The 22233-nt window shown below is 70.1% G+C and carries 15 protein-coding genes; 8 read left to right on the top strand and 7 right to left on the bottom strand.

Translation table 11 applies throughout. The features are described from left to right. Positions 1–148 precede the first annotated feature (148 nt). Both FK267_RS02155 and FK267_RS02150 read right to left on the bottom strand, forming a co-directional pair. Positions 149–2128, bottom strand: coding sequence for a ribonucleoside triphosphate reductase (locus tag FK267_RS02155; protein ID WP_075378957.1), 1980 nt, complete (start codon positions 2126–2128; stop codon positions 149–151). A 564-nt stretch (positions 2129–2692) separates the two neighbouring features. After that, positions 2693–3577, bottom strand: a complete 885-nt coding sequence (locus tag FK267_RS02150; RefSeq protein ID WP_081379388.1) for a PDDEXK family nuclease — start codon at positions 3575–3577, stop codon at positions 2693–2695. 620 nt (positions 3578–4197) lie between these two features. Between FK267_RS02150 and FK267_RS02145 the strand changes: the two genes are divergently transcribed. The 7 genes from FK267_RS02145 (at position 4198) to FK267_RS02115 (ending at position 15766) form a co-directional block, all read left to right on the top strand. Further along, complete coding sequence (locus tag FK267_RS02145; RefSeq protein ID WP_232622485.1) at positions 4198–4380, top strand: hypothetical protein; 183 nt, start codon at positions 4198–4200, stop codon at positions 4378–4380. A gap of 143 nt (positions 4381–4523) precedes the next feature. Beyond that, positions 4524–6314 (top strand): M20/M25/M40 family metallo-hydrolase, encoded by a 1791-nt coding sequence (locus FK267_RS02140; RefSeq protein ID WP_141406068.1) that lies wholly within the window; start codon positions 4524–4526, stop codon positions 6312–6314. Positions 6315–6723: 409 nt separating this feature from the next. Further along, positions 6724–7362 (top strand): DUF6318 family protein, encoded by a 639-nt coding sequence (locus FK267_RS02135; RefSeq protein ID WP_141406265.1) that lies wholly within the window; start codon positions 6724–6726, stop codon positions 7360–7362. 53 nt (positions 7363–7415) lie between these two features. Further along, a complete protein-coding gene (locus FK267_RS02130) occupies positions 7416–8180 on the top strand; it encodes a zinc transporter (RefSeq protein WP_373693216.1) in 765 nt (254 codons plus the stop codon). Positions 8181–8757: 577 nt separating this feature from the next. After that, positions 8758–11628, top strand: coding sequence for a DEAD/DEAH box helicase (locus FK267_RS02125; RefSeq protein WP_141406065.1), 2871 nt, complete (start codon positions 8758–8760; stop codon positions 11626–11628). 197 nt (positions 11629–11825) lie between these two features. After that, entirely contained in the window at positions 11826–13559 is a 1734-nt protein-coding gene (locus FK267_RS02120; protein WP_141406063.1) for an ABC transporter ATP-binding protein, read from the top strand. Then, the gene (locus FK267_RS02115; protein WP_232622484.1) at positions 13556–15766 is read left to right on the top strand and encodes an ABC transporter ATP-binding protein; all 2211 of its coding nucleotides are present in this window, start codon (positions 13556–13558) and stop codon (positions 15764–15766) included. The genes FK267_RS02120 and FK267_RS02115 overlap by 4 nt, the downstream gene beginning before the upstream one ends. Positions 15767–15813: 47 nt before the next feature. Here the strand turns inward: FK267_RS02115 and FK267_RS02110 are convergent, their stop codons facing one another. The 5 genes from FK267_RS02110 to FK267_RS02090 form a co-directional block, all read right to left on the bottom strand. Beyond that, positions 15814–16218 (bottom strand): Rv3654c family TadE-like protein, encoded by a 405-nt coding sequence (locus FK267_RS02110; RefSeq protein WP_141406263.1) that lies wholly within the window; start codon positions 16216–16218, stop codon positions 15814–15816. A gap of 134 nt (positions 16219–16352) precedes the next feature. After that, the gene (locus tag FK267_RS02105) at positions 16353–16667 is read right to left on the bottom strand and encodes a TadE family type IV pilus minor pilin (protein ID WP_043538407.1); all 315 of its coding nucleotides are present in this window, start codon (positions 16665–16667) and stop codon (positions 16353–16355) included. Then, positions 16661–16846: a hypothetical protein gene (locus tag FK267_RS02100; protein WP_141406062.1), complete on the bottom strand. Its 186-nt coding sequence runs from the start codon at positions 16844–16846 to the stop codon at positions 16661–16663. The genes FK267_RS02105 and FK267_RS02100 overlap by 7 nt, the downstream gene beginning before the upstream one ends. A 21-nt stretch (positions 16847–16867) precedes the next feature. After that, positions 16868–17119 carry a DUF4244 domain-containing protein gene (locus FK267_RS02095; protein WP_020992132.1) on the bottom strand — a complete coding sequence of 84 codons (252 nt, stop codon included), beginning with the start codon at positions 17117–17119 and terminating at the stop codon, positions 16868–16870. 513 nt (positions 17120–17632) lie between these two features. Further along, the gene (locus tag FK267_RS02090; RefSeq protein ID WP_141406060.1) at positions 17633–21280 is read right to left on the bottom strand and encodes a DEAD/DEAH box helicase; all 3648 of its coding nucleotides are present in this window, start codon (positions 21278–21280) and stop codon (positions 17633–17635) included. 255 nt (positions 21281–21535) lie between these two features. Here FK267_RS02090 and FK267_RS02085 point away from each other — a divergent pair, with 255 nt between their 5' ends. Then, a complete protein-coding gene (locus FK267_RS02085) occupies positions 21536–22195 on the top strand; it encodes a GOLPH3/VPS74 family protein (protein WP_141406262.1) in 660 nt (219 codons plus the stop codon). Positions 22196–22233 lie beyond the last annotated feature (38 nt).

Raw genomic sequence — 22233 nt, 5'->3', positions numbered from 1 at the left:
CTGTCCCCTCCTCTCGGGACGTCGTCGGGACTGCGGGGAACTGCCGGGCTGCGGGGCCGACCCGAGGGGCGGCGCCATTGCGACACCGGGACCGCTGGGCGCCGTCGCCGGATCATCCGACGACACCCAGCGGTCCCGGCGGGTCCTCTCAGGCGCTGACCGCGCTCAGGCGCGAGACGGCCGGGCCGTGGCCGCCGGCGGCGACCTCGGTGAACATCTGCCGCTCGGCGTACTCGCCCTTCTTGCCGATGTTGAAGGAGCGCACCGGGCGGAAGTAGCCCATGACGCGCGTCCACACCTCGCACTCGACCGGCTCGGCCTCGGGATGGAGCTCGGCGCACTTGCCGCAGGTCAGGTGCTCGCCGGCCAGGTACCCGTGGACCGGGCAGATGGAGAAGGTCGGCGTGATGGTGATGTAAGGCGTGCGGAAGGCGGTCAGGGAGCGGCGCACGAGCTCCTTGCAGGCGGTGGCCGAGGAGATCCGCTCGTTCATGTACAGGTGCAGGACGGTGCCGCCGGTGTACTTGGTCTGGAGCTCCTCCTGCATCTCCTGGGCCTCGAAGGGGTCGTCGGTGTATCCCACGGGGATCTGGGAGGAGTTCGTGTAGTAGGGGTTGGTCTCCGTACCGGCCTGGAGGATGCCGGGGTAGCGCTTGCGGTCCTCCTTGGCGAAGCGGTAGGTGGTGCCCTCGGCCGGGGTGGCCTCGAGGTTGTAGAGGTGGCCGGTGGCCTCCTGGAACTCGACCATCTTGTCGCGCACGTGGTCCAGGAGGCGCACGCACATGGCGTGGCCGCGCGGGTCGGTCAGGTCGTAGGCGTCATGGGTGAAGTTGCGGACCATCTCGTTCATGCCGTTGACGCCCAGGGTGGAGAAGTGGTTGTCCAGGCTGCCCAGGTACCGCTTAGTGAAGGGGAACAGGCCGGCGTCGATGTGGTGCTGGATGACGGTGCGCTTGAGCTCCAGGGTGTCGCGGCCGATCTCAAGCAGCTCGTCGAGCCGGGCGGTCAGGGCGGCCTCGTCGTCGGCGTAGAGGTAGCCGAGCCGGGCCATGTTGATGGTGACGACACCGACCGACCCGGTCTGCTCAGCCGAGCCGAACAGGCCGTTGCCGCGCTTGAGCAGCTCGCGCAGGTCGAGCTGGAGACGGCAGCACATGGAACGGATCATCCCGGGGTCGAGCTCGGAGTTGATGAAGTTCTGGAAGTAGGGCAGGCCGTACTTCGCAGTCATGGTGAACAGCAGCTCGGTGTTGGGGGCGTCCCAGTCGAAGTCGCGGGTGATGTTGTAGGTGGGGATGGGGAAGGTGAAGACGCGGCCCTCGGCGTCACCCTCGGTCATGACCTCCATGAAGGCGCGGTTGATGAGGTCCATCTCCGCCTGGAGGTCGCCGTAGGCGAAGTCGCAGACGTCGTCGCCGATGAGGGGGTGCTCGTCGGCCAGGTCCGCTGGGCAGGTCCAGTCGAAGGTGAGGTTGGTGAAGGGGGTTTGGGTGCCCCAGCGCGAGGGGACGTTGAGGTTGAAGATGAGTTCCTGCATGCACTGCTTGACCTGCTCGTAGGTCATGTCGTCCAGGCGGACGAAGGGCGCCATGTAGGTGTCGAAGGAGGAGAAGGCCTGGGCGCCGGCCCACTCGTTCTGCAGAGTCCCCAGGAAGTTGACGATCTGCCCGACGGCTGAGGAGAAGTGCTTGGCGGGGCCGGCGGCGATGGCGCCGGGGACGCCGTTGAAGCCCTGCTGGAGGAGATCTTTGAGGGACCAGCCGGCGCAGTAGCCGGCGAACATGTCCAGGTCGTGGATGTGGAGGTCCGCGTTGCGGTGGGCCTGGCCGGCGACGGCCGGGTAGACCTGGCTGAGCCAGTAGTTGGCGACGACCTTGCCGGAGGTGTTGAGCATCATCCCGCCCAGCGAGTAGCCCTGGTTGGCGTTGGCGTTGACGCGCCAGTCGGAGCGGTCCAGGTACTCGGTGATGGTGGCGATGGCGTCCACAGTGGGGCGCTCGCCGCGGACGACGGCGGAGTCGGCCGAGCCGGGGGCCACGAGGCGTGGGTCGGTGGCGGGAGTGGCGGCCGACGGCTGCGCCGAGCCGTCAGCTGCGGGGGTGGTGGAGGCAAGGTTCTTCTCGAGCACGGGTCTCTCCGATGGTCCTTCTCGTTCCTGTTCGCGGCCCTGCCGAGCATGGATGGGGCCGGTCCTTCCGGGTGCCGTCAGCGGCTGCGCGCTGCCTGCGGGGAGCGGGGCGGTCGGCGGCACCGGTGCCGACCATACTCCCAAATCACACCGATGAGACACATCATCTTGTGTCTAAATTGTATTTCAACCACAACATCTTGCGATAGAGGCGAGGACTTTTGTCCCGATAGGTGACGCCTTTCCGCACGATCTCGCGGATGCCGTCGAAGCTGGAACGCGAGCCGACAGGACCACCCTGAGAGCACATGTGAGGTCCAGGTCACTCCTGCCCGGCGTGTTGGGGCGAGGTCGGGAGCGCACCTCCCATCCCCGCGCGCGATCACTCTCCGCACGACCCATGTGCCCCGGCATCGTTGCCACCGGCCTCCTGTCATCCCCGGCGACGTGGCATCACCGGAACTGTGGAAGACCCTCTTGAGGGAGGTTCGTGTCCAAATCGGACACAAAGGACTCCAACCACTTTTCACCGCGCCACACGAACCGCGGAATCATGCGGCTCTATCAGACGCACTCAGTACTCGTTGCCGCCTTTGTATCCGATTTGGACACTCCCCTGCACTCCAAGACCCTCAGCACATCCGGAACGACCTGATGCGCGTAGACATCCTTCCTCGTGAAGCGCAGTGGCAGGAAGCCGCGGGCGACGAGCCGGCGGTCGCGCCAACGGTCGAGGCCGAACTGGTACTCGTCGCAGTGGTAGGTGTAGCCGTCGAGCTCGACGACCACCCACCCCTCGATCACCAAGTCCACCTCGCCGACTCCCTCGATCTCCACTCCGTCCTCGAAGCTCAGGCCCGCAGCCTCAAGGTCCATTCGCGCCAACGTCTCCAAGGGGGAACGGGCCCGGTCACTGGCGCGATCGAGTCGTGCGAGCGCCCGTGCCGAACCGGGGCCACGAAGCAGATTGCGAATCTGCTCGGCAGTGACGCGCTCGTCGTGAAGTGCCGCATCGAGAGCGATGAGTGGGGAGTCGTCTTGGACGTGGCAGCGCAGGAAACGAGCCAGCGCCTCAGGGAGTGGCTGAACCGGATAAGAGGTTGGCGATATACGAGTCCGGTACCGGTCTGCATGGAGCACCTCCCGCCCGGCAATCGAGAATCGCCTGCCGGGCGCAACGACAAGATGAACCTGCTCAGCCCCTTGGGCTACGGGCAGCCCGTAGTAGCGCATAGCGGCCTGGCAGGTGAGGAGCCCTCCATGAATGCGCGCCAGCACAACGGCGCGCTCAGCACCCGGGATACCGACAACCCCATGCTCATGGGCGATGAGCTCACCGGTTCTCACCAGCGAGGCGATGTGACGGCGCTGGGTGCGGGACAGGTCAAGGTCCCGAATGCGCACTCCTCCGTAACAGCCGCGCACCGCGGCAAGCAGCTCAGCGTCCATGGTGTTCACGGGACTCATTGCCGCCCGCTTGCGGAATGGGCGCAACCCGGCCGCCGTCACTCTGTGGACAACTGGCGCATCCGTCAGCCTGTGGCCTCCAGGACCCATCGAAGTGTCACCGATGTCCTGACACAGAACTGTCACCCATGTCCAGAGACTTCACGCCCCAGTAGCCAAGGCATGGTGTCCAAATCGGACACAAAGGAGCCCAACAACGTTTCACCCAGCGATACGAACCGCGGAATCATGCGGTTCTGTCAGACGCGCTCAGTACTCGTTGCCGCCTTTGTATCCGATTTGGACACTCCCCACCGCTCCAAGGCCCTCTGCACGCCCGGAACCACACGGGAGGCCGTTCGCCGGCATCACCGTTACCCACGCTCACCCGGATCCGGACGGGACACCCCACCTCACCCCGCCACCCCGTCCTTCTCGTGGACTGTCACGGTGTTGTCGGGCTGGCCCGACATCGACCGACCAGGTGACTGGATCGTGTGGACGATCATGCTCCGACAGCCTGGGTCCATGAGCACGGATACCTCTCCCTTCCACCGTTCCCGACCTCCGTCGCAGCAGGTCAGACCCATATCTCCCATCCAGTCTCGGGGCCCTGGGCGTATGTGCCCACCTGGATCCTGGCGGCGGCGTCGCTGCCCGGCCTGTACGGCATCGTCCGGGGCATCACGCTGTGGCCGGACCTGCCCGCCCTGCCGCGTCGCCGGGCCTGGCTCGGCTGGACGCAGGTGGCGCTGACTGTCGCCTTCGTCGCCGTCTGCCTGGTCGTCGCCTGGCCCAAGGCCTGAGCCGGCCACGCCTGGCGCCGCCTTCGCTCCCCACGCCGCATCCCGGGGCCCTGTCCTCACCACCGGCGAGCTGAAGGCGTGAAGGCGACGCTGCCCCTCCTCCCCCCCATTCACCACCGATTCACGTCCGGAAAGCTGACACCATGACTGATCGCCGTATCTCCGCGCCCGGTCTCACCCGGCGCCTGCTGGCCCCGATCGCCGCCCTGCTGGGGCTGGTGGCGGGCCTGAGCGTCCTCATCCTGCCCTCCCCCACACCGACCACCGCCGACCCGACCACGTTCTCCGCCGAGCGCGCCATGGCCGCCATCAACCGCCTCGCCGACGAGCCCCACAGTGTCCTGCGCCGCGAGGCGCACGACCGGGCACGCGACGACGTCATCGGCATGTTCTCCGATCTGGGCTACACCGCCGAGGTGCACTCCGACCCGATGTTCGATCTCAGCGACCCGGCGGACAAGAGGATCTTCGACGGCTTGTCCGCCGAGCAGCAGGCGGTGCTCAAGGACGCGCCGGCTGAGACGATCGTCGTCGACGTGCCGGGGAAGTCCGAGCACACCATGGCGCTTATGGCCCACTACGACTCGGCCACGGTCGAGGCGGACGAGAGCGGCCATCAGCACATCACCGACGGCACCTCTCTCGGGGCAGCCGACGATGGCTACGGCGTGGCCGCCATCGTCGAGACACTTCGGGTCCTCAAGGCCGATGGGCGCCAGCCGGAGAACTCGCTGAAGATCGTCATCACCGACGGCGAGGAGGTCGGCCTCGTCGGCGCCCGCAACGAGATGCGCCACCACCGCGCCGACTACGAGAACGTCGACCTGGTCCTCAACCTCGAGGCGCGCGGCACAAGCGGCCCGGCACTCATGTTTGAGACCTCCTCGAACAACAGCGCCGTCGCCGGCTACTTCCTCAGCCACGTGAAGCAGCCCGTGGCCGGCTCATTCCTCCCCTCGCTGTACGCGCGCATGCCCAACACCACTGACATGGCGGCGTTCATCCCGGAGGGCTTCACGGTGCTCAACATCGCGGCGATTGGGGACGCCGAGCACTACCACCACCCCACCGACGCCCCGCGCTACGTCGACCACTCGACCCTCCAGCACTACGGCGACCAGGTCCTGGACCTCGCGCGGGCCTGGGCCTTCGACGGGCAGGCCCCCACGCTCACGGCCGACGGCGACCTTCACTTCTTCCAGCTGTGGCGGGGGCTGACGGTGCGCTACCCGGCCGCGGTCGGAACAGGGCTGGGCTGCCTGGCCGTCATCGCGGCGCTCGGCGCCGTCGCGGTGCGGGCACGGTCGCTGCGCTGGAAGCGGGTCCTGGGGAGCGTCTGGGGTCTGACGTGGCGGGCCGCGTTCGCCTCTGCCGCCGCGGGGCTGGTGCAGCGCGGGGCCATGGCGATGAAGTGGGCGCCGGAGAGCGGACTCGGACCGAACCCTCTGCTGCCGTGGATGTTCGCCGGCGGGGCCCTCATCGGGGTTGGGCTCACGGCGCACTTCGTGGTGCGGCGCTGGAAGGAGGGGCTCGGGCAGGAGACCCTCGCCGCGGTGCTGCTCCTGCTGGCGGCCGCCTGCGTGCCACTCATGGTGCTGTTGCCCGGCGCTGCCTACGTCCTGGTCCTCCCCACGCTCGCCCTGGCGCTGACCGCCCTAGCGCCACAGCGGATGCGGCCGGTGGTCGGGGCCCTGGCGGCCTTTATCAGCGTGGTGATCTTCGCACCCACGATCCTGCTCATCCACGAGATGCTCAGCCTGAGCGCAGTGTGGGTGACCGTGTTCTTCGCGATCGTGCCGATGGCGCCGCTGGCGCTTGTGCTCCTGCAGGCCGGTTCCCGGCGCACCCGGAGCACCATCGCGTGGACCAGCAGCAGTTCTGACGGCCTTCCCAACGGCGCTGCCACTGCAGGTCGGGCTGCCGCGACGGCGTAGGACAGCGCGCAGGAAGGAGTAGCTGCGAGCGCGGCCTCGGGGCCTCGGGACCACTCCTGGTGAGTGGCACCGAGGCCCCGGCCTGTTGAGCGGGGTGGATCAAGGTTCCGGCCGGGTGCGACGGGGCTGGTGCACGAGTCTCTTTTCGAGGTTTTCCACAGGGTGTCCTCGGGGTCTGGTTTGGGGGCGTTGGGGCAGGTAATGTCAATGCACCGTCTGGACGGGCAGTGTCGCCCGGCCGGGCGGGGTATGGAGTTGTTTCGGTGGCGAGGAGGCTTCCGTGATGAGTACGTCCCTACGATCCCCCGAGCCTGCAGATACCCGGCGTCCTGCATCCAGCTCTGGCCGGGTCACCGTGTTGGAGCACCACCCTGCCGCGCACAGCCGCCGCAGGGGTGTGGCTGGGTTGGTGGCGGTGTGTGTGCTGGCGCTGGGGGTGGCGGCCTGCTCGATGAAGGATGCCAAGGCGGAGGCCAGTGCGAGCGCGAGCGCCAGTGCGTCGGCGGCTATTGCTCGGGCTGAGAAGGGCATCGCTGACGCCAACGCCAGCGCGACCGCCTCCCGGGAAGCGGCCCTGACTCCTGAGCTGCGCGCCAAGCGCGACGCCGCCCTGGCCGAACCAGCCCCGGCCAAGCCCCCGCAGCTGAACGAGGAGAGCGCCGAGGGCGCAGCAGCCAGCATCGGCTACTTCCTCAACCTCTACCGCTACGCCTTCATGACCGGCAACACCACCGAGCTAGCAAAGATGAGCGAAGATCGTTGCGTCTTCTGCAAATCAGTTATCGATGATGCCGTCAAGCTTCACAAAAGTGGTGGCTGGGCTAACAAATGGGAGCAAGATGTTACAAATATCCGCTACTACGAGAAACTTGATGGATATAACTACAACCTTGTCCATGTCTCCATCAACTATGGCCAGATGACATGGTGCTACCCAGGAAAGAATCCGGAGACCGCCGACCCGATCGAGGGACAGGAACTTAAGTTCGGTGTTCGATATATCAGCGGCCGATGGATGATCGGCGAAGGGGAGGTGATTTCCAAGTGAGGAGATTGATTGCTTTGTCAGCGATTTCTGCTTTCGCCTTCCTTCCTGCCGCCATCGCCGCAAGTGACCCTCAGGAGCCACCACCTACTGTGGGTGGCAGAAACAATGGAAATAGGTCAGAGGTTACCGGGGAAGCATCACAAGAAGTCCCTTTGCCTGATTCAAGCTCTGGTGAGCCTTCGTCTCAGGGGCGTCCGGTTGTGACGGCCTCGGATCCGTCGATGTGGGAGGAGCAGTCTCATCGGGAGTGCTCGCCCGAGAAGGACGCCTACGGGCTGGACAAGTACAGGTGCAACCTGGCCACCCTCCACCGCCCCGGCCAGCCCGACCAACCCACCACCAGTGGTGGTGCTCGTGCGGTCACGGTCACTACTCGCGAGGCCGCCACGCTGATCGCCTCCGGCTCGGGTATCACGCGCCAGCCCCCAGGCCCCAAGGTCATCATCTCCAAGGCCTTCATCGTCTACACCAACCCCGCCGTGCGCTACCAGACCACCACCATCCTGGGCACCTCCATCGAGGTCGAGTTCACCCCCACCTCCTACACCTGGGGCTGGGGAGACGGCACCACCACAACCACCACCGACCCCGGCGCCCCCTACCCCCACCAGACCGTGACCCACCACTACCAGCACACCGCCACCGGCATCACCACCGCCCTGACCACCACCTGGACCACCAGGTTCCGCCCCGCCGGCGAGAGCCAGTGGCGGCCCATCGAGGGCACCATCACCACCACCGAGACCCCCACCCCCTACGACCTGGTCCGCGTCATCACCTACCTCACCGACGACGCCGAAGAAGCCCAAGGCCACTAACCCCCACACCCAGCACCCACGCCACAGACCACCAGCTCGGCCGGCGAACGGTGTCACAATCGGCGAAATTTAAGACCACCCCTGGCCGATAACATCGCGCCCTGGCACGGGTATGCGCTGGTCAGAGCCATACAGCCCCGGGCACGCCAGCCGACGGACACCCTAAAAGTCGCCAATCGTGACACCAACGGCGCACAACGCACCCCTAGGCCTGACCAGACGCCAAAGCACACGGTCGCACCTGAGACCTTTAGCTCGCTCCGCGAGCGGTGTCACAGCGCACCACCGAGGCCCCCCCACTGAGCCCGCAACACCTGTGCCCGAGAGCCGGCACGCGCGGCCGGAGAGCAGGCCGCTGGCTCGCTAGGCGAAAGGTGTCACTGTGGGCGATTTTTAGGGACGAGCCAGACTCATGGACATCACACCCCGGTGCATATGCGCAGGTCAGAGCCCCACAGGCCCAGGCGCGCCAACCGATGGACGGCCTAAAAGTCGCCAAACGTGACACCAAGACCCCACAACCCACCGCCGAGACCCCACGGACGCCTTCATCCACCGGTGGTGCACACTGTGCCCCATGGCAGACGGGACCGCACGCGACCTCACCGGGCTCCTGGAGTCCATCGGCGGGCGCGACGGCCGGCTCGTCCACCTCCAGCGCACCCCGGCCCGCCCCGGCCACCACACCGACTGGCCCGACTGGGCGGACCCCGACCTCGTGGCCGCCTACCGCCGCCTTGGCGTTGAGCGCCCCTGGACGCACCAGGTCGCCGCCGCGCACTCCGCCCACGCCGGCTGCCACACGGTCCTGGCGACCGGCACCGGCTCGGGAAAGTCCCTGGCGGCCTGGCTACCGGCGCTCTCCGACGTCCTGGCCGCCCAGTCCCCCGGCGCCGACTCGCGCATCTCCGCCCACACCCGGCGCCCCACCACCCTGTACCTCTCTCCCACCAAGGCGCTCGCCGCCGACCAGGCCGCCGCCCTGGCCCGGCTCATCGGCGAGCTCGAGGCCGTCCAGCGCGAGGCCGGCACGCCCGCGGGCTCCCTGCGCACGGTCCGCGCCGGCACCTGCGACGGCGACACACCCCTGCCCGAGCGCGACTGGGTGCGTGCCCACGCCGACGTCGTCCTGACCAACCCCGACTTCCTCCACTTCTCCCTGCTGCCGGGCCACGAGCGCTGGAGCCGCCTCCTGCGGGGCCTGCGCTACATCGTCATCGACGAGTGCCACGCCTACCGCGGGATCCTGGGGGCGCACGTCGCCCTCGTGCTGCGTCGCCTCCTGCGACTCGTGGCGCGCCTGCGCCCGCGCGGCCCGCAGCCGGTCGTCCTGTGCGCCTCGGCGACGGCGGCCGAGCCGGCCCTCACCGCGGCCCGCCTCATCGGAGTCAATCCCGACGACGTCGTCGCCGTCACCGACGACGCCGCACCCGCCGGGGAACGCACCCTGGCCCTGTGGCAGCCTGCCCTGCGCGACCCCTGGGTGCTGCCGGCCCCCGGCGCGGGCGGTCCGGCGCCCGCGGGCTCCCCGAGCCCCGACGCGCCCCAGCCCACACACGCCACAGCCGACGGCGAAAGCCTCCCCGCCCCCAACGTCACGCCGTCCCCGCAGCACGTGTTGGGGACAGAGACCCCGCCGAGGGCCGGCACCGACGCCATCGCCTCCGCCGCCCACAGCCGGCCTCCGGTCACGAGCGGCACTACCCCGCCCGGCAGCGCCGAACCAGACTCAGGCGACCCTGGCGAGGACCCCTCGGCGCGACGCAGCGCCGTCGTCGAGGCCGCCGAGCTGCTCGTGGACCTGCTGAGCGTGGGCGCCCGGGCGCTGGTGTTCGTGCGCTCGCGTCGCTCGGCGGAGGTTGTGGCCGAGCGGGCCCGCCACACGCTGGGGCTCTCGCTGCCCGAGCTTGTCGGCACGGTGTCGGCCTACCGCGGCGGCTACCTGCCCGAGGAGCGCCGGGCTCTGGAGGCCGACCTGCGCTCAGGTCGACTGCGGGCCCTGGCCACCACCAACGCCCTGGAGCTGGGCATCGACGTCACCGGACTGGACGCGGTCCTCATCGCCGGCTGGCCGGGCACGCGCGTCTCGCTGGGTCAGCAGGCGGGCCGGGCCGGGCGCGCCGGGACCCGCGGCCTGGCCGTCCTCATCGCCTCCGACAACCCGCTGGACGCCTACCTCGTGCACCACCCCGAGGCGGTCTTCGCCGCCCCGGAGGCCACGGTCTTCGACCCGGCCAACCCCTACGTGCTCGCGCCCCACCTGTGTGCCGCCGCCTCCGAGGCACCCTTGCGGGCCTCGGATCTGGCCCTGTTCGGCCTGGCCGACGACGCCCTGTTGCGCGAGCTGGAGGGTCGGGGCGCGCTGCGGCGTCGGCCCACGGGTTGGTTCTGGAACGTCAACCTGCCCGGGCGGCCCCAGGACCTGACCTCCCTGCGCGGCGACGGGCCGCCCGAGGTGCCGGTGGTGGAGGCCGACACGGGCGTCGTCATCGGCACGGTGGACGGCGCGGCCGCCGACTCCACCGTCCATGAGGGCGCGGTCTACGTCCACCAGGGGCGCGTCTACGTGGTCGAGGAGCTGGCCGACGACGTCGCCCTCGTGCGGCAGAAGGCGGCGGTCGGCTACCGCACGCGGGCCCGGTCGCGCTCGAGCGTGCGTATCATCGCCGAGCGCGGGCAGCAGGTCTGGGGGCGGCCGGGTCAGACAACGCTGGAGGACTTCCGTGAGCCGTCGGCGCGCGAGCCTGAAGAGCCGGCCGGCGTCGGACCGGCCAGTCCTGCCCCCGGCGACGCCCCCGACCCCACGGGCACGCCCGCCATCACCTGGTCCTTCGGCTCGGTGGAGGTCACCAGTCAGGTGACCGGCTACCAGCGGATGGCGCTGCCGGGCGGGGAGGTCGTCTCCCAGCACGCCCTGGAGATGGACGAGCACGTGCTGCCCACCGCCGCCGTGTGGTGGACGATCCCGCAGGAAGTCTGTGAGGCGGCGGGCCTGGAGCCCACCGACCTGCCCGGGGCCCTGCACGCGGCCGAGCACGCGAGCATCGGGATGCTGCCGCTGCTGGCCACCTGCGATCGCTGGGACATCGGCGGGCTGTCAACGGCGATGCACCCGCAGACGGGGGCGCCCACGGTCTTCGTCCACGACGGGCACGCCGGCGGGGCGGGCTTCGCCGAGCGCGGCTACCGGGCCGGGCGCGACTGGCTGGAGGCGACGCTGGCCGTCATCGAGGGCTGCGGCTGCGCGAGCGGCTGCCCCTCCTGCGTGCAGTCGCCCAAGTGCGGCAACAACAACGAGCCCCTGGACAAGGCCGGGGCTGCCGTCCTGCTGCGGCTCCTACTCGAGGCGGCGCCCCAGCACCCCTCAACCGCCGACCCCGCTCACCGAGACCTGTCCGGAACGGACGACTCGGACGCCCCCTCGACCCCAGTGACCAGAGGCAACTGAGCTCCGACCTGCTGCTTGGCGAGTCGCACCTCGCAGGAGCGGCGGCGAAGTCATCCGAGACGGTCAATCCAGTCGCCGGACCTAACGCGACGTGAGCCCGCCCCCTACGCGGGCATGAACCAAAATTCATAAGACGCTCTCCCTCATATTCATGAGATGCTCGCCCTCACGCACCGTGAGGCTGATACGTTGCCAGCATGCTCCTTCGATTGCTGCGCACGCACCTGCGCCCCTATACCGGGTTGCTGTTGTGCGTCCTGGTGCTTCAGTTCGCACAGGTGATGGCCTCCCTGTACCTCCCCACCCTCAACGCCGACATCATCGACAAGGGTGTGGCCACCGGGGACTCCGGATATATCTGGCGGATGGGCGCATTCATGCTGGGGGTCAGCCTGGCCCAGGGCGTGTGTTCGGTCGCGGCGACCTACCTCGCGGCGCGCGCGGCGATGAGCATGGGCCGGGACCTGCGCGGCGAGGTCTTCGACCGGGTCAGCGGCTTCTCAGAGCGGGAGATCTCCGCCTTCGGGGCTGGCTCGCTCATCACCCGCAATACCAACGACGTCCAGCAGGTCCAGATGCTGGTGATGATGAGCGCCACGATGCTGGTGACGGCACCGGTCATGGCGGTGGGCGGCATCGTCATGGCGGTCACGCGCGCCCCGGGTCTGTCGTGGCTGATCGGGCTGTCGGTGCCGGTCCTGCTGGTCGCGGTGGGCCTCATCGTGAGCCGGATGCTGCCCCTGTTCCGCTCCTACCAGGACAAGCTCGACGCCATCAACCGGGTGATGCGCGAGCAGCTCACCGGTATCCGGGTGATCCGCGCCTTCGTGCGCGAGGAGGCCGAGACCGAGCGATTTGGGGACGCCAACACCGATATCGCCCGGGTCGGCGAGCGCGTGGGGCAGCTCTTCGTCCTGCTGTTCCCGCTGGTGATGCTGGTGCTGGACGTGACGATCGTCGGCGTCATCTGGTTCGGCGGCCACCAAGTCGGTGACGGCGACGTGGAGGTCGGCACCCTCATCGCCTTCATGTCCTACCTCATGCAGATCCTCATGGGCATCGTCATGGCGAGCTTCATGACGATCATGATCCCGCGCGCCGCCGTGTGCGCCGAGCGCATCAGCGAGGTGCTGGCGACGCCGCCGACCATCACCTCCTCCCCCGACGCCGTCGAAACCTTCCCGGCTCCCGGAACGGTTGAGATGCGGGACGTCACCTTCGTCTACCCCGACGCCGACGCCCGCGTCCTGGCGGAGGTGAGCTTCACGGTCCAGCCCGGGACGACCACGGCGATCGTCGGCTCGACGGCGTCGGGCAAGTCCACGGTGGTGCGGCTGCTGGCGAGGCTGCTGGAGGCCAGCAGCGGGCAGGTGCTCATCGGCGGCACCGACGTGCGTCAGGCCGACCCCGAGGCATTGTGGGCCCAGATGGGGCTCGTGCCTCAGCAGCCCTTCCTGTTCGCCGGCACCGTGGCCTCCAACCTGCGCCTGGGGCGCGAGGAGGCCACCGACGACGAGCTGTGGGAGGCCCTGGAGGTCGCCCAGGCCAAGGACTTCGTCTCCAAGATGGACGGGGGCCTCGAGGCGCCCATCGCCCAGGGCGGCACGAATGTCTCGGGCGGTCAGCGTCAGCGCCTGGCCATCGCCCGGGCCCTGGTGCGCCGACCTGACATCCTCATCTTCGACGACTCCTTCTCGGCCCTGGACGTGTCCACTGACGCGCGGCTACGCGAGGCCATGGGGCCGGCGACGGTCGGCATCACGAAGGTGATCGTGGCCCAGCGCGTCTCCACGATCGTCGAGGCCGACCAGATCCTCGTCCTGGACGGCGGCCATCTGGTGGGTAGCGGCACGCACACTGAGCTGCTGGCCACCTGCGCCGTCTACCGCGAGATCGTCACTTCCCAGCTCGGAGCGGAGGCCGCAGCATGAGCAGGAACGCAAGCAGCCCCATGGGTAGGAACACCAACGAGAACGCCGACAGGGGCACCCGCAAGAAGGCCGGGAGCGGTGCGAGTACCGCCGCGAGCGCCGTCGTCGCCCCCGATGAGCTCAGCGAGGAGGACCTCAAGCTGGCCGCTGAGGCGCAGGCCGCCTCGGGCGAATGGCACGACGGTCCGCCTCCGGGCAAGGCCGAGGCCTTCTGGCCCTCCTTCAAGCGGATGGTCGGGCTACTGGGCGCCTACCGGGTCTCCCTGATGATCGTGGCCCTGGCCGCCGTGGGAACGGTGGTGCTGGCGGTGGCGGCCCCCAAGGTGCTGGGGCAGGCCACCAACGTCATCTTCGAGGGCGTGGTCTCCACGATGCTGCCGGCCGGCACCACCAAGGCCCAGGCCATTGAGGCCCTGCGGGCGCGGGGGATGGATGACTTCGCCACGATGCTCTCGGCGATGGATGTCATTCCCGGCGCGGGCATCGACTACACCCGCCTGGGCCGGATCCTGACAGTGGTGCTGGGCCTGTACGTGGGTTCGGGCCTGCTCAACTGGCTTCAGGGCTGGCTCATCAACCGCATCACCATCAAGGCCCTCTACCGGTTGCGCGCCCAGGTGGAGGACAAGGTCCACCGCCTGCCGCTGAGCTACTTCGACACCGTCCAGCGCGGCGAGCTGCTCAGCCGCCTGACCAACGACGTCGACAACGTCACCAACACCCTGCAGCAGTCCCTGTCCGGTGCCCTGACGGCGATCCTCACGGTGGTGGGGGTGCTGGGGATGATGTTCTCCATCTCCTGGAAGCTGGCGCTGGTGGCGCTCCTCATGTTCCCGCTCATGGGCGTGGTCTTCGGGGTGATCGGGCCGCGCTCGCAGCAGGCCTTCACCCACCAGTGGGCCCGCACCGGCAAGATCAACACCCGAGTGGAGGAGTCCTTCTCCGGGCACGCCCTGGTGCAGGTCTACGGGCGCACGGCCTCGGTGCGCGAGGCCTTCGCCGCCGAGAACGAGGAGCTGTTCCGGGCCTCGCTGCGCGCCCAGTTCCTCTCCGGGATCATGATGCCGATCATGCTGGTCATCGGGAACATCAACTATGTGGCCATCGCGGTGGTCGGCGGCGCCATGGTCGCCTCCGGGTCACTGCGCCTGGGCGACGTGCAGGCCTTCATCCAGTACTCCCAGCAGTTCTCCCAGCCCCTGGGCCAGCTCGGCGGCATGGCCACGGCCGTACAGTCCGGGACCGCGAGCGCCGAGCGGATCTTCGAGCTGCTCGACGCCGAGGAGGAGCGCCCCGACGACGTCGTACCGGGGAGCGCTGGTGCCGCAGGTACTGCTGGCGCCGCGGGCACCACAGGTACTGCCGACACCGCGACCGCCGACACCGGGTATGCCGGCCGGGCTGCGGGAGCCGGACCCAGTGCCGCGGCGGCTTCACCGAAGAGCCCGGCGGGCCCGGGTGTCATCGAGATGGAGCACGTGCGCTTCTCCTACAGCCCGGAGGTCGAGCTCATCCGGGATCTGTCGCTGCGGGTGGACCCCGGGCACACGGTCGCGATCGTGGGGCCCACGGGAGCGGGCAAGACCACGCTGGTCAACCTGCTCATGCGCTTCTACGAACTCGATGGGGGACGCATCCTCATCGACGGGCGCGACATCGCCACCATGACGCGCCACGACGTGCGTCGCCGCACCGGCATGGTCCTGCAGGACCCGTGGCTGTTCGCCGGCACGATCCGCGAGAACATCCGCTACGGGCGGCCCGGGGCCAGTGATGAGGAGGTCGAGGCCGCCGCGAGGGCGTGCTTCGTCGACCACATCATCAAGGCCCTGCCGCAGGGATACGACACGGTTCTGGAGGAGGACGCCGCGAACATCTCCGCCGGCGAGCGCCAGTTGCTCACGATCGCGCGGGCCTTCGTGGCAAACCCGGCCGTGCTCATCCTCGATGAGGCCACCAGCAGCGTGGACACCCGCACAGAGCTGCTGGTCCAGCAGGCCATGAACGCGCTGCGCGAGGGCCGCACGAGCTTCATCATCGCCCACCGCCTGTCCACGATCCGCGACGCCGACACCATCCTGGTCATGGAACACGGCGACATCGTCGAGCAGGGCAGCCACGATGAGCTCATCGCGGCCGGCGGCGCCTACGCGCGCCTCCACGCGGCCCAGTTCGCGGGCGGCGCCACAGTCGCCGTCGAGGACTGAGGCCGGGAGCCTCGGAGCACCGTCTCAACGACCGGGTTTGGGCCGCTTCACGGCGTGGGTGGGGCGTCGACGGGACCGGCGCGGGCCTGGGCGGTGGCTTGGCGGGGTCGGCCGAGGATCGTCGTCGGGACGGCGACGCTGACGGTGACGTCCTCACCGGCCACGGAGCAGGTGCTCACCGAGGCGCCATTGGCTGCAGCCACGCGCTGCGCCATGGCGCAGGGGTCGCCCGGGGCGACGACAGAGGACAGGACCGTGGCACCGGAGATGGCGGCGAGGTCGGCGGCGGCCCTGGCCCGGCCGGTGGCGCTCTGGGCCTGGATGAGGCCCGCGATGCCGACTGCCGCAACCAGCAGTACGGCGATGACGCCGAGCGCGTAGACGGTCCCCGAGCCGCGCTCGTCACAGCCGGGGCGGTTTCCTCCGGCGCCCCGCGCGGCCGGTTGCCGCACCGTTCGTCCAGCCGGGTAGCAGGGCGGACGGCCGGTTCCCTGATCGGCGGTCGTGAGCGCGGTGGAGGCCACAGCCGAGGAGGCTGGCGGATCCGGAACGTGGGCCACCTGCCGGGTCTTGTCTCCACGGCGGTTCATGGGCTGCTCGGTTCGGTGTAGGTGCAGGCGCGGGCCCGGGCCGTCAGGCCCAGTCCGCCCAGGGGGCCGGGGACGGGGCGGGCTGCGGTGACGCAGGTGAGCTCGCCCTGCTCGACGCCGAGGCTCACCCCTCCGGCCACGCGCTGGGCGGCGCCGGCGTAGTCCTCCTGGCCGATGGCGGCCTGACGGGCGGCGGTGCGGGCGGCGTCGGCCACCCGCAGCTGAGTGACGCCAGCGCTGACCGCCGCCAGCACCATCAGCAGGACGAGGACGACGGCAGGCAGTGACAACGCCGTCTCAGCCGTCACCATCCCCTCCTCTCCTCCTCCGGTGCACCCACCCTGGTCGCCGCCCCAGCGGCCTCGTCGGGGCCGGCGACCAGGTGAGGGATGCGGTTCCACGCGGCCGGAGGGCCGGCGGGAAGCGGGACCCGGGCGGCGACGTCGGCCACCGCCGGGTACCCGGGCCACTCGGGGGCGAGCGCGCGCACCTGCTGCGATGACAGCGCACATCACACCGAGAGCGCCTGCTCGATGATGGACTGCAACGCCCCGCTCAGGCTGCCCGAGCGCATGAGCGCCAGCAGCAGGCCGGCGAAGGCCGCGGCCGCCAAGGTGCCGATGGCGTACTCGGCGGTGGCCATGCCCTCCTCCTTGCTCGTCAAGCGCCGCAGGAGCGCCGGCAGCGTTGAGGCGTCACTCGGGCGGGCCAGCATCACGCTGGTGCGCAGGGTACGCAAGGTGGTCCGGGTGGGTCTCCTCATGGTGGTTCTCCTCTGGTCGGTGGGGACCAGCACGCCGCCGCTCCCCAGCGGGCGCCGTGCCCGCCCCACCAGCATCGGGCCGCCCCGAGCCGCCGCGCTCAGGGGCTGGTCAGCCCTGTGGAGACCACCTGCAGTCCCGGCTCTGTGGCATCGGGGACCGCCTGAGCCCTGGCCGATCGGCGTGGATGGGTCCCCTGCAGGCGCCCGTGAGGCGATGGCCGGATGCCACACGAGGAGACCGGGGGAGGAGGTGCAGACTGCCACCAGCCGCGCCCCCATCACTCCCGACCGGGGACATTCTGCGCGGCCGGGGGCGTGTCGTTCCGTCCGGGGGCATTCGACGCCGTTGGGGACAGCAATCCCGTCCCCCAACGCGCAGGACGTCCCCGGCCGGAAGAAAATGTCCCCAGCCACGCAGAAGGCCCCACCCACCCGGGCACAACCTGGCAGGGGCCCCAGTGCAGGCGTGTGGGCACGGCCGGCCCACGGCGGCGTCCGACGACGTCGAAGGCCTCAGCCCTCGATGAGCTCGCGGATCTCGGCGGCGGTCAGGGCCGCCGGGCTGAGTCCGCCCGAGCCCGCCGCAGCAGCCGCACCACCGGCGGCACCAGCACCCTCGCCGCCGGCCTCAGCCTCCCCGGCCCCCTCGACGACCCGGGCGAAGAGCTCGGCCTTCTTCTCCTTGAGGGCCATGACCTTCTCCTCGATGGTGTCGGCCGAGACGAGCCGGTAGACCATGACCGGCTTGTCCTGGCCGATCCGGTGGGTGCGGTCGACGGCCTGCTCCTCGGCCTGCGGGTTCCACCACGGGTCCAGCAGGAAGACGTAGTCGGCCTCGGTGAGCGTGAGCCCGAAGCCGCCGGCCTTGAGGGAGATGAGGAAGACGTCGGCCTCGCCGGCCCGGAAGGCGTCGATGACCTTCTGCCGGTCGGGGGTGGAGCCGTCCATGTAGGCGGTTCGCACACCGGTGGCCTCCAGGTGCTCGCGCACGCCGGAGAGGTAGCGCGTGAACTGGGAGAAGACGAGGGCGCGGTGCCCCTCGGATAGGATCGGCCCCAGGTGTTCGACCAGCACCTCGACCTTGGCCGACGGGCTCGGCCGCCGCCCCGGTCCGCTGCGGCCCGTTGCGGGGGCGCCGGCATCCCTGCCCTTCACGGCTGTCGCGCCGCGGGCCGCCCTCTTGCCCGAACCGCCCGTACCGCCGGCGGCCTCGCCGGCCTCCTCACCACCCGCGCTCTCGGCGGTCTCAACCGTCTCAGGCTCGGCGCCGTCCTCGCCGTCGACGAGCGCCGGGTCGAGCGCCATCTGCCGCAGGGTGGTCAGCGCCTTGAGCGCGATGAAGCGCGACTGGGCGGTGTCCTCCTCCAGCAGCCCGAGGATCCGCTGCCGCTCGCGGGCCAGGCGCTGGTCGTAGGCCTTGCGGTGCTTGGCGCCGAGCTCGACGGACAGGACCTGCTCGGTCTTGGCGGGCAGGTCCGCGGCAACCTGCTCCTTGGTGCGCCGCAGCAGGAAGGGCCGCATCCTGCGCCGCAGCCGCCCCAGCGCCTCGGCGTCCCCGCGGTCGATCGGCTTGCGGTAGACCTGCCCGAAGCGCTCCGGGTCGGGCAGCAGCCCCGGCGCCGCGATGCTCATGAGCGCCCACAGGTCCATGAGCGAGTTCTCCAGCGGCGTGCCCGTGATCGCGATGGTCGACGGCGAGCGCAGCCGCCGCACCGCCTTGTAGGTGGCCGAGGTGTGGTTCTTGACGAACTGGGCCTCGTCACACACCACCCAGGCCCAGTCCTGGGCGATGAACTCCTCCTCGCACAGGCGCACGATCGTGTAGGAGGTGACGACGACGTCGCAGCCCTCCACGATCTGCGCCACAGTCTCCTCGCGCTTGGCGGCGGTCCGCCTCACGGCCCGCACCCGCAGCCCCGGGCAGAAGCGCTCGGCCTGCTCCACCCAGGAGCCGACGACGGAGGTCGGCGCGATGACGAGCACCGGCCCGGTCCCCTCCGGCTCACCGGGGTCGCCGGAGCTGGTCGGCTCGCTCCCTTGGGTCTCCTCACGCTGCTCGATGAGGCGCTGGACGGCGGCGAGCACTTGGACGGTCTTGCCCAGTCCCATGTCGTCGGCGAGGACCCCGCCGAGGCCCGCCTGGCGCAGGAAGTCCAGCCACCGGTAGCCCTCGAGCTGGTAGGGGCGCAACGTCGCCCGCATCCCCTCGGGCACGGGCGCCCCGCCGGCCCCTTCGCCGGTCCTCCCACTGGTGCCGCCCGCGTCGTTGCCTTCGTCGGCGGCGCGCGCCCGCTCCAGCAGTCGCCCGACCCGCTCCTTCCAGCGGGCCGTGGCCTGCTCGATGACGCCGAGGGACTCCAGGACCTCGTAGTAGCCGGCGTGCAGGGCACTGACCCGCAGCTCGCCCTGCGCCTGCGGGTCGGCCAGCTCGCGGCCCTCCTCCATGAGGCGGACCAGGGCCTCGATCTCTGGGCGGTCGATGCTCACCCAGGTGCCCGACTCCAGGAGCACCTCGGGCTCCCCGGTGGCCACGGCCGCCATGAGCAGCGCCAGGGGGATCTCCTCTTGACCCACGTGGACGCGCACGGACAGGGAGAACCAGTCGGGGCGGTCCTCGTCGTCGCTCACGCTGGTGGTGATGACCGGGGCGGCTTCGGCCTCGCGGTAGTCGGGGACGTCGTCGTCGACCTCGATGTCGAAGGCCTCCAGTTCGCGCAGGACCGGCAGCGTCTCTGTCATGAAGCGGGCCGTGTCCATGCCGCGCAGGTCCAGGGGCTGCCAGAGGGCCGGGTGCCGGCCGGCCAGGGGCAGGAGGTGGTTGAGGACCTCGCGGACCAGGCGGGTCTCCCCATCAATGTCCCGGCCAGCGGTTCCGTCTTCGATGCGACCCTCGGCCGCCGCGGCCAGGTCGGGCAGGGCGTGACTGCTCCGGACCTCGCCGTCCTCCCCGACGTAACGGATGGACCACTCGGTGCTCAGGTGGTGCTCGGCGGTATCGACGTGGACCGCGAGCGCGGCGCGCAGCGTCGTGGGGCGGGGCATGCGGATGGAGGTGTCGGCGGACAGGACCGGCAGCGCCCGGGTGAGGGCCTCAAGGTGCTCAGTCTCGAAACGCTCGACGTCCCCGGCCGGGATGGTGATGGCCTCGCCGTCGCCCCGCAGCACCCGGGAGAGGGCCTCGGTGGGGCGCGGCTCGAGCGGCATGAGGAGCAGCTCGCGCCCGGGCATCCACGTGTAGAAGCCGTGGACCGGGTCGCCGATCGGCATGAGGGAGAAGCTCAGGCGCAGTCCGGGGACCTGCAGGCGGCGCAGCTCCTCGACGTCGTCGATCTCCAGGGCGGGGGTGATGGCGATGTCGCCGTCGTCCTCCCGGGTGAGGTGGATGCCGCCGCGCAGCCCGTCGGCGAGGTAGACGGGCATGCCGTGGCGCTGGGCGGTGGTGAGGGTCAGGCCGGCCGCCACCCCGCGGCGCAGCACGTCCCAGACGTGGGCGGGCGCGGTCGTCAGGGAGAGGCGGTCGTCGGCGTAGTAGAAGCCGTAGCCGCCGGCCATGCCGGCCAGCTCGCGCAGGACGCCCATGACGGCGAGATCGACGTCGTCGTCCAGGCCCCCGGAGGAGATCTGGGTCCAGGCGGCGCCCTGCCGGTTCCAGCCACGTTTGCCCTCGATGAGCGGCAGCATGGACAGGCCGGCGGGGGTGCCCCACATGTTGCCGGGGTCGTCGATGATCTCCAGGGCCATCCGACGGCGCGGGGCGCGCTCCACCTGCAGCAGGTCGGCCAGCCGGCTCTCCCAGGGGGCGGGCCCGCCGGAGGGGGCGGCGATGTCGGGCTCGGCCTGCGCCAGGGCGCGCGCGGTGATGAGCAGGGCAGCCGTGTGCTTGCAGTTGCTGCCCACCGGGCACGAGCAGGTGCCGGCCCAGGACGCCGCGGCGCTGCGGGCGCCCTGCTTGCGGAAGATCATGGTCTGGTAGGTGTGCGCGCCCGAGCCCTTGGACTGGGCGCTGATGATGTCCCCGTCCCCGGCGACGCTGATGCCCCGCACCCGCCCTTTGCGCGCATAGTCCAGGCCGCGCTCAAAGGCCCGGTGGCCGACCCGACTGATGATCTGGTCATCAGTGAGCTCCACCGGCCAGTCGTCATGCCGAATCGCGCGAGCCATGACCCCAGGTTAAACGCGGGGTACGACACCTTCGGGCGCCGTCCGGCTGCTGATCGCACGCTGGGCGCGAACGGCGTCGGTCTCGCACCCGGTCACGTGGGGCCGGGTGAGGGGTGGGGTGAGCGACCGGCCGTAGCCCGGTCGGACGGGTGGGTGGAGGCCTCCCCGTGAGGAGGAGCCGCCCCGGACCCGGATCTCGCACCCCGGGTGGATCACATTTCGATAACGGTGCGTTGTACTGGATCCATGAACGCGATGCTGACCTGTGAAGAACTGTTCCTGCTGCTGACCAAGGATTCAGGCAAGCCGGAGAGCCGCATGGCGCACTCGTCCTACGGGCTCACCGGGGCACTGCTCACCGACCTGCTGCTGGCCGGCCGCATCAGCCTGACCGAGGAGCGCAGCCCCCGCATCTACGTCGTCAGCTCCGAGCCGACCGGGCACCCCGTCCTGGACCGGGCCCTGGAGATCCTGCCCGCCAAGGACGGCAAGCGATTCTCCTCCCTGGTGACCTGGGGCAAGCTCAACCCCACCCGCCACATCGCCGAGTCCTTGGAGGCGGCCGGGGTGGTGCGCATCCACACCGGCGGGCTGTTCGGTTCGCTGCACCCCAGCTACCCCACGCTCGACCCCGTCCCCGAGCAGCAGCTGCGCGCACGTATCGACGCCGCCCTGCGCGGGGTGCAGCCGCCGACCGCCTCCGACGTCGCCCTGCTGTCGATCCTGCAGGCGCTCAGTGTCGCACCGACCGTCCTGCCACAGCACGAGACCGGTCTCAGCCGCGGCGAGCTCAAGCGCCGGATCAAGGAGCTCGCGGGGGAGAGCCCCGTGGGGCGTGCGGTGCAGCGGGCCGTGGAGGCCGTGACGATGGCCATCATCGCCGCAGGGAGCGTTGCGGCGGCCTCGTCGAGCTGATCGCCGCCGGCACCCCGGGAACCACCGACCCCGTCCCG

The sequence above is a fragment of the Actinomyces oris genome (genome assembly GCF_006546825.1).
In the GTDB taxonomy this organism is placed as follows: Bacteria; Actinomycetota; Actinomycetes; order Actinomycetales; family Actinomycetaceae; genus Actinomyces; species Actinomyces oris.
This window is presented reverse-complemented; position numbering and strand designations above follow the sequence as displayed.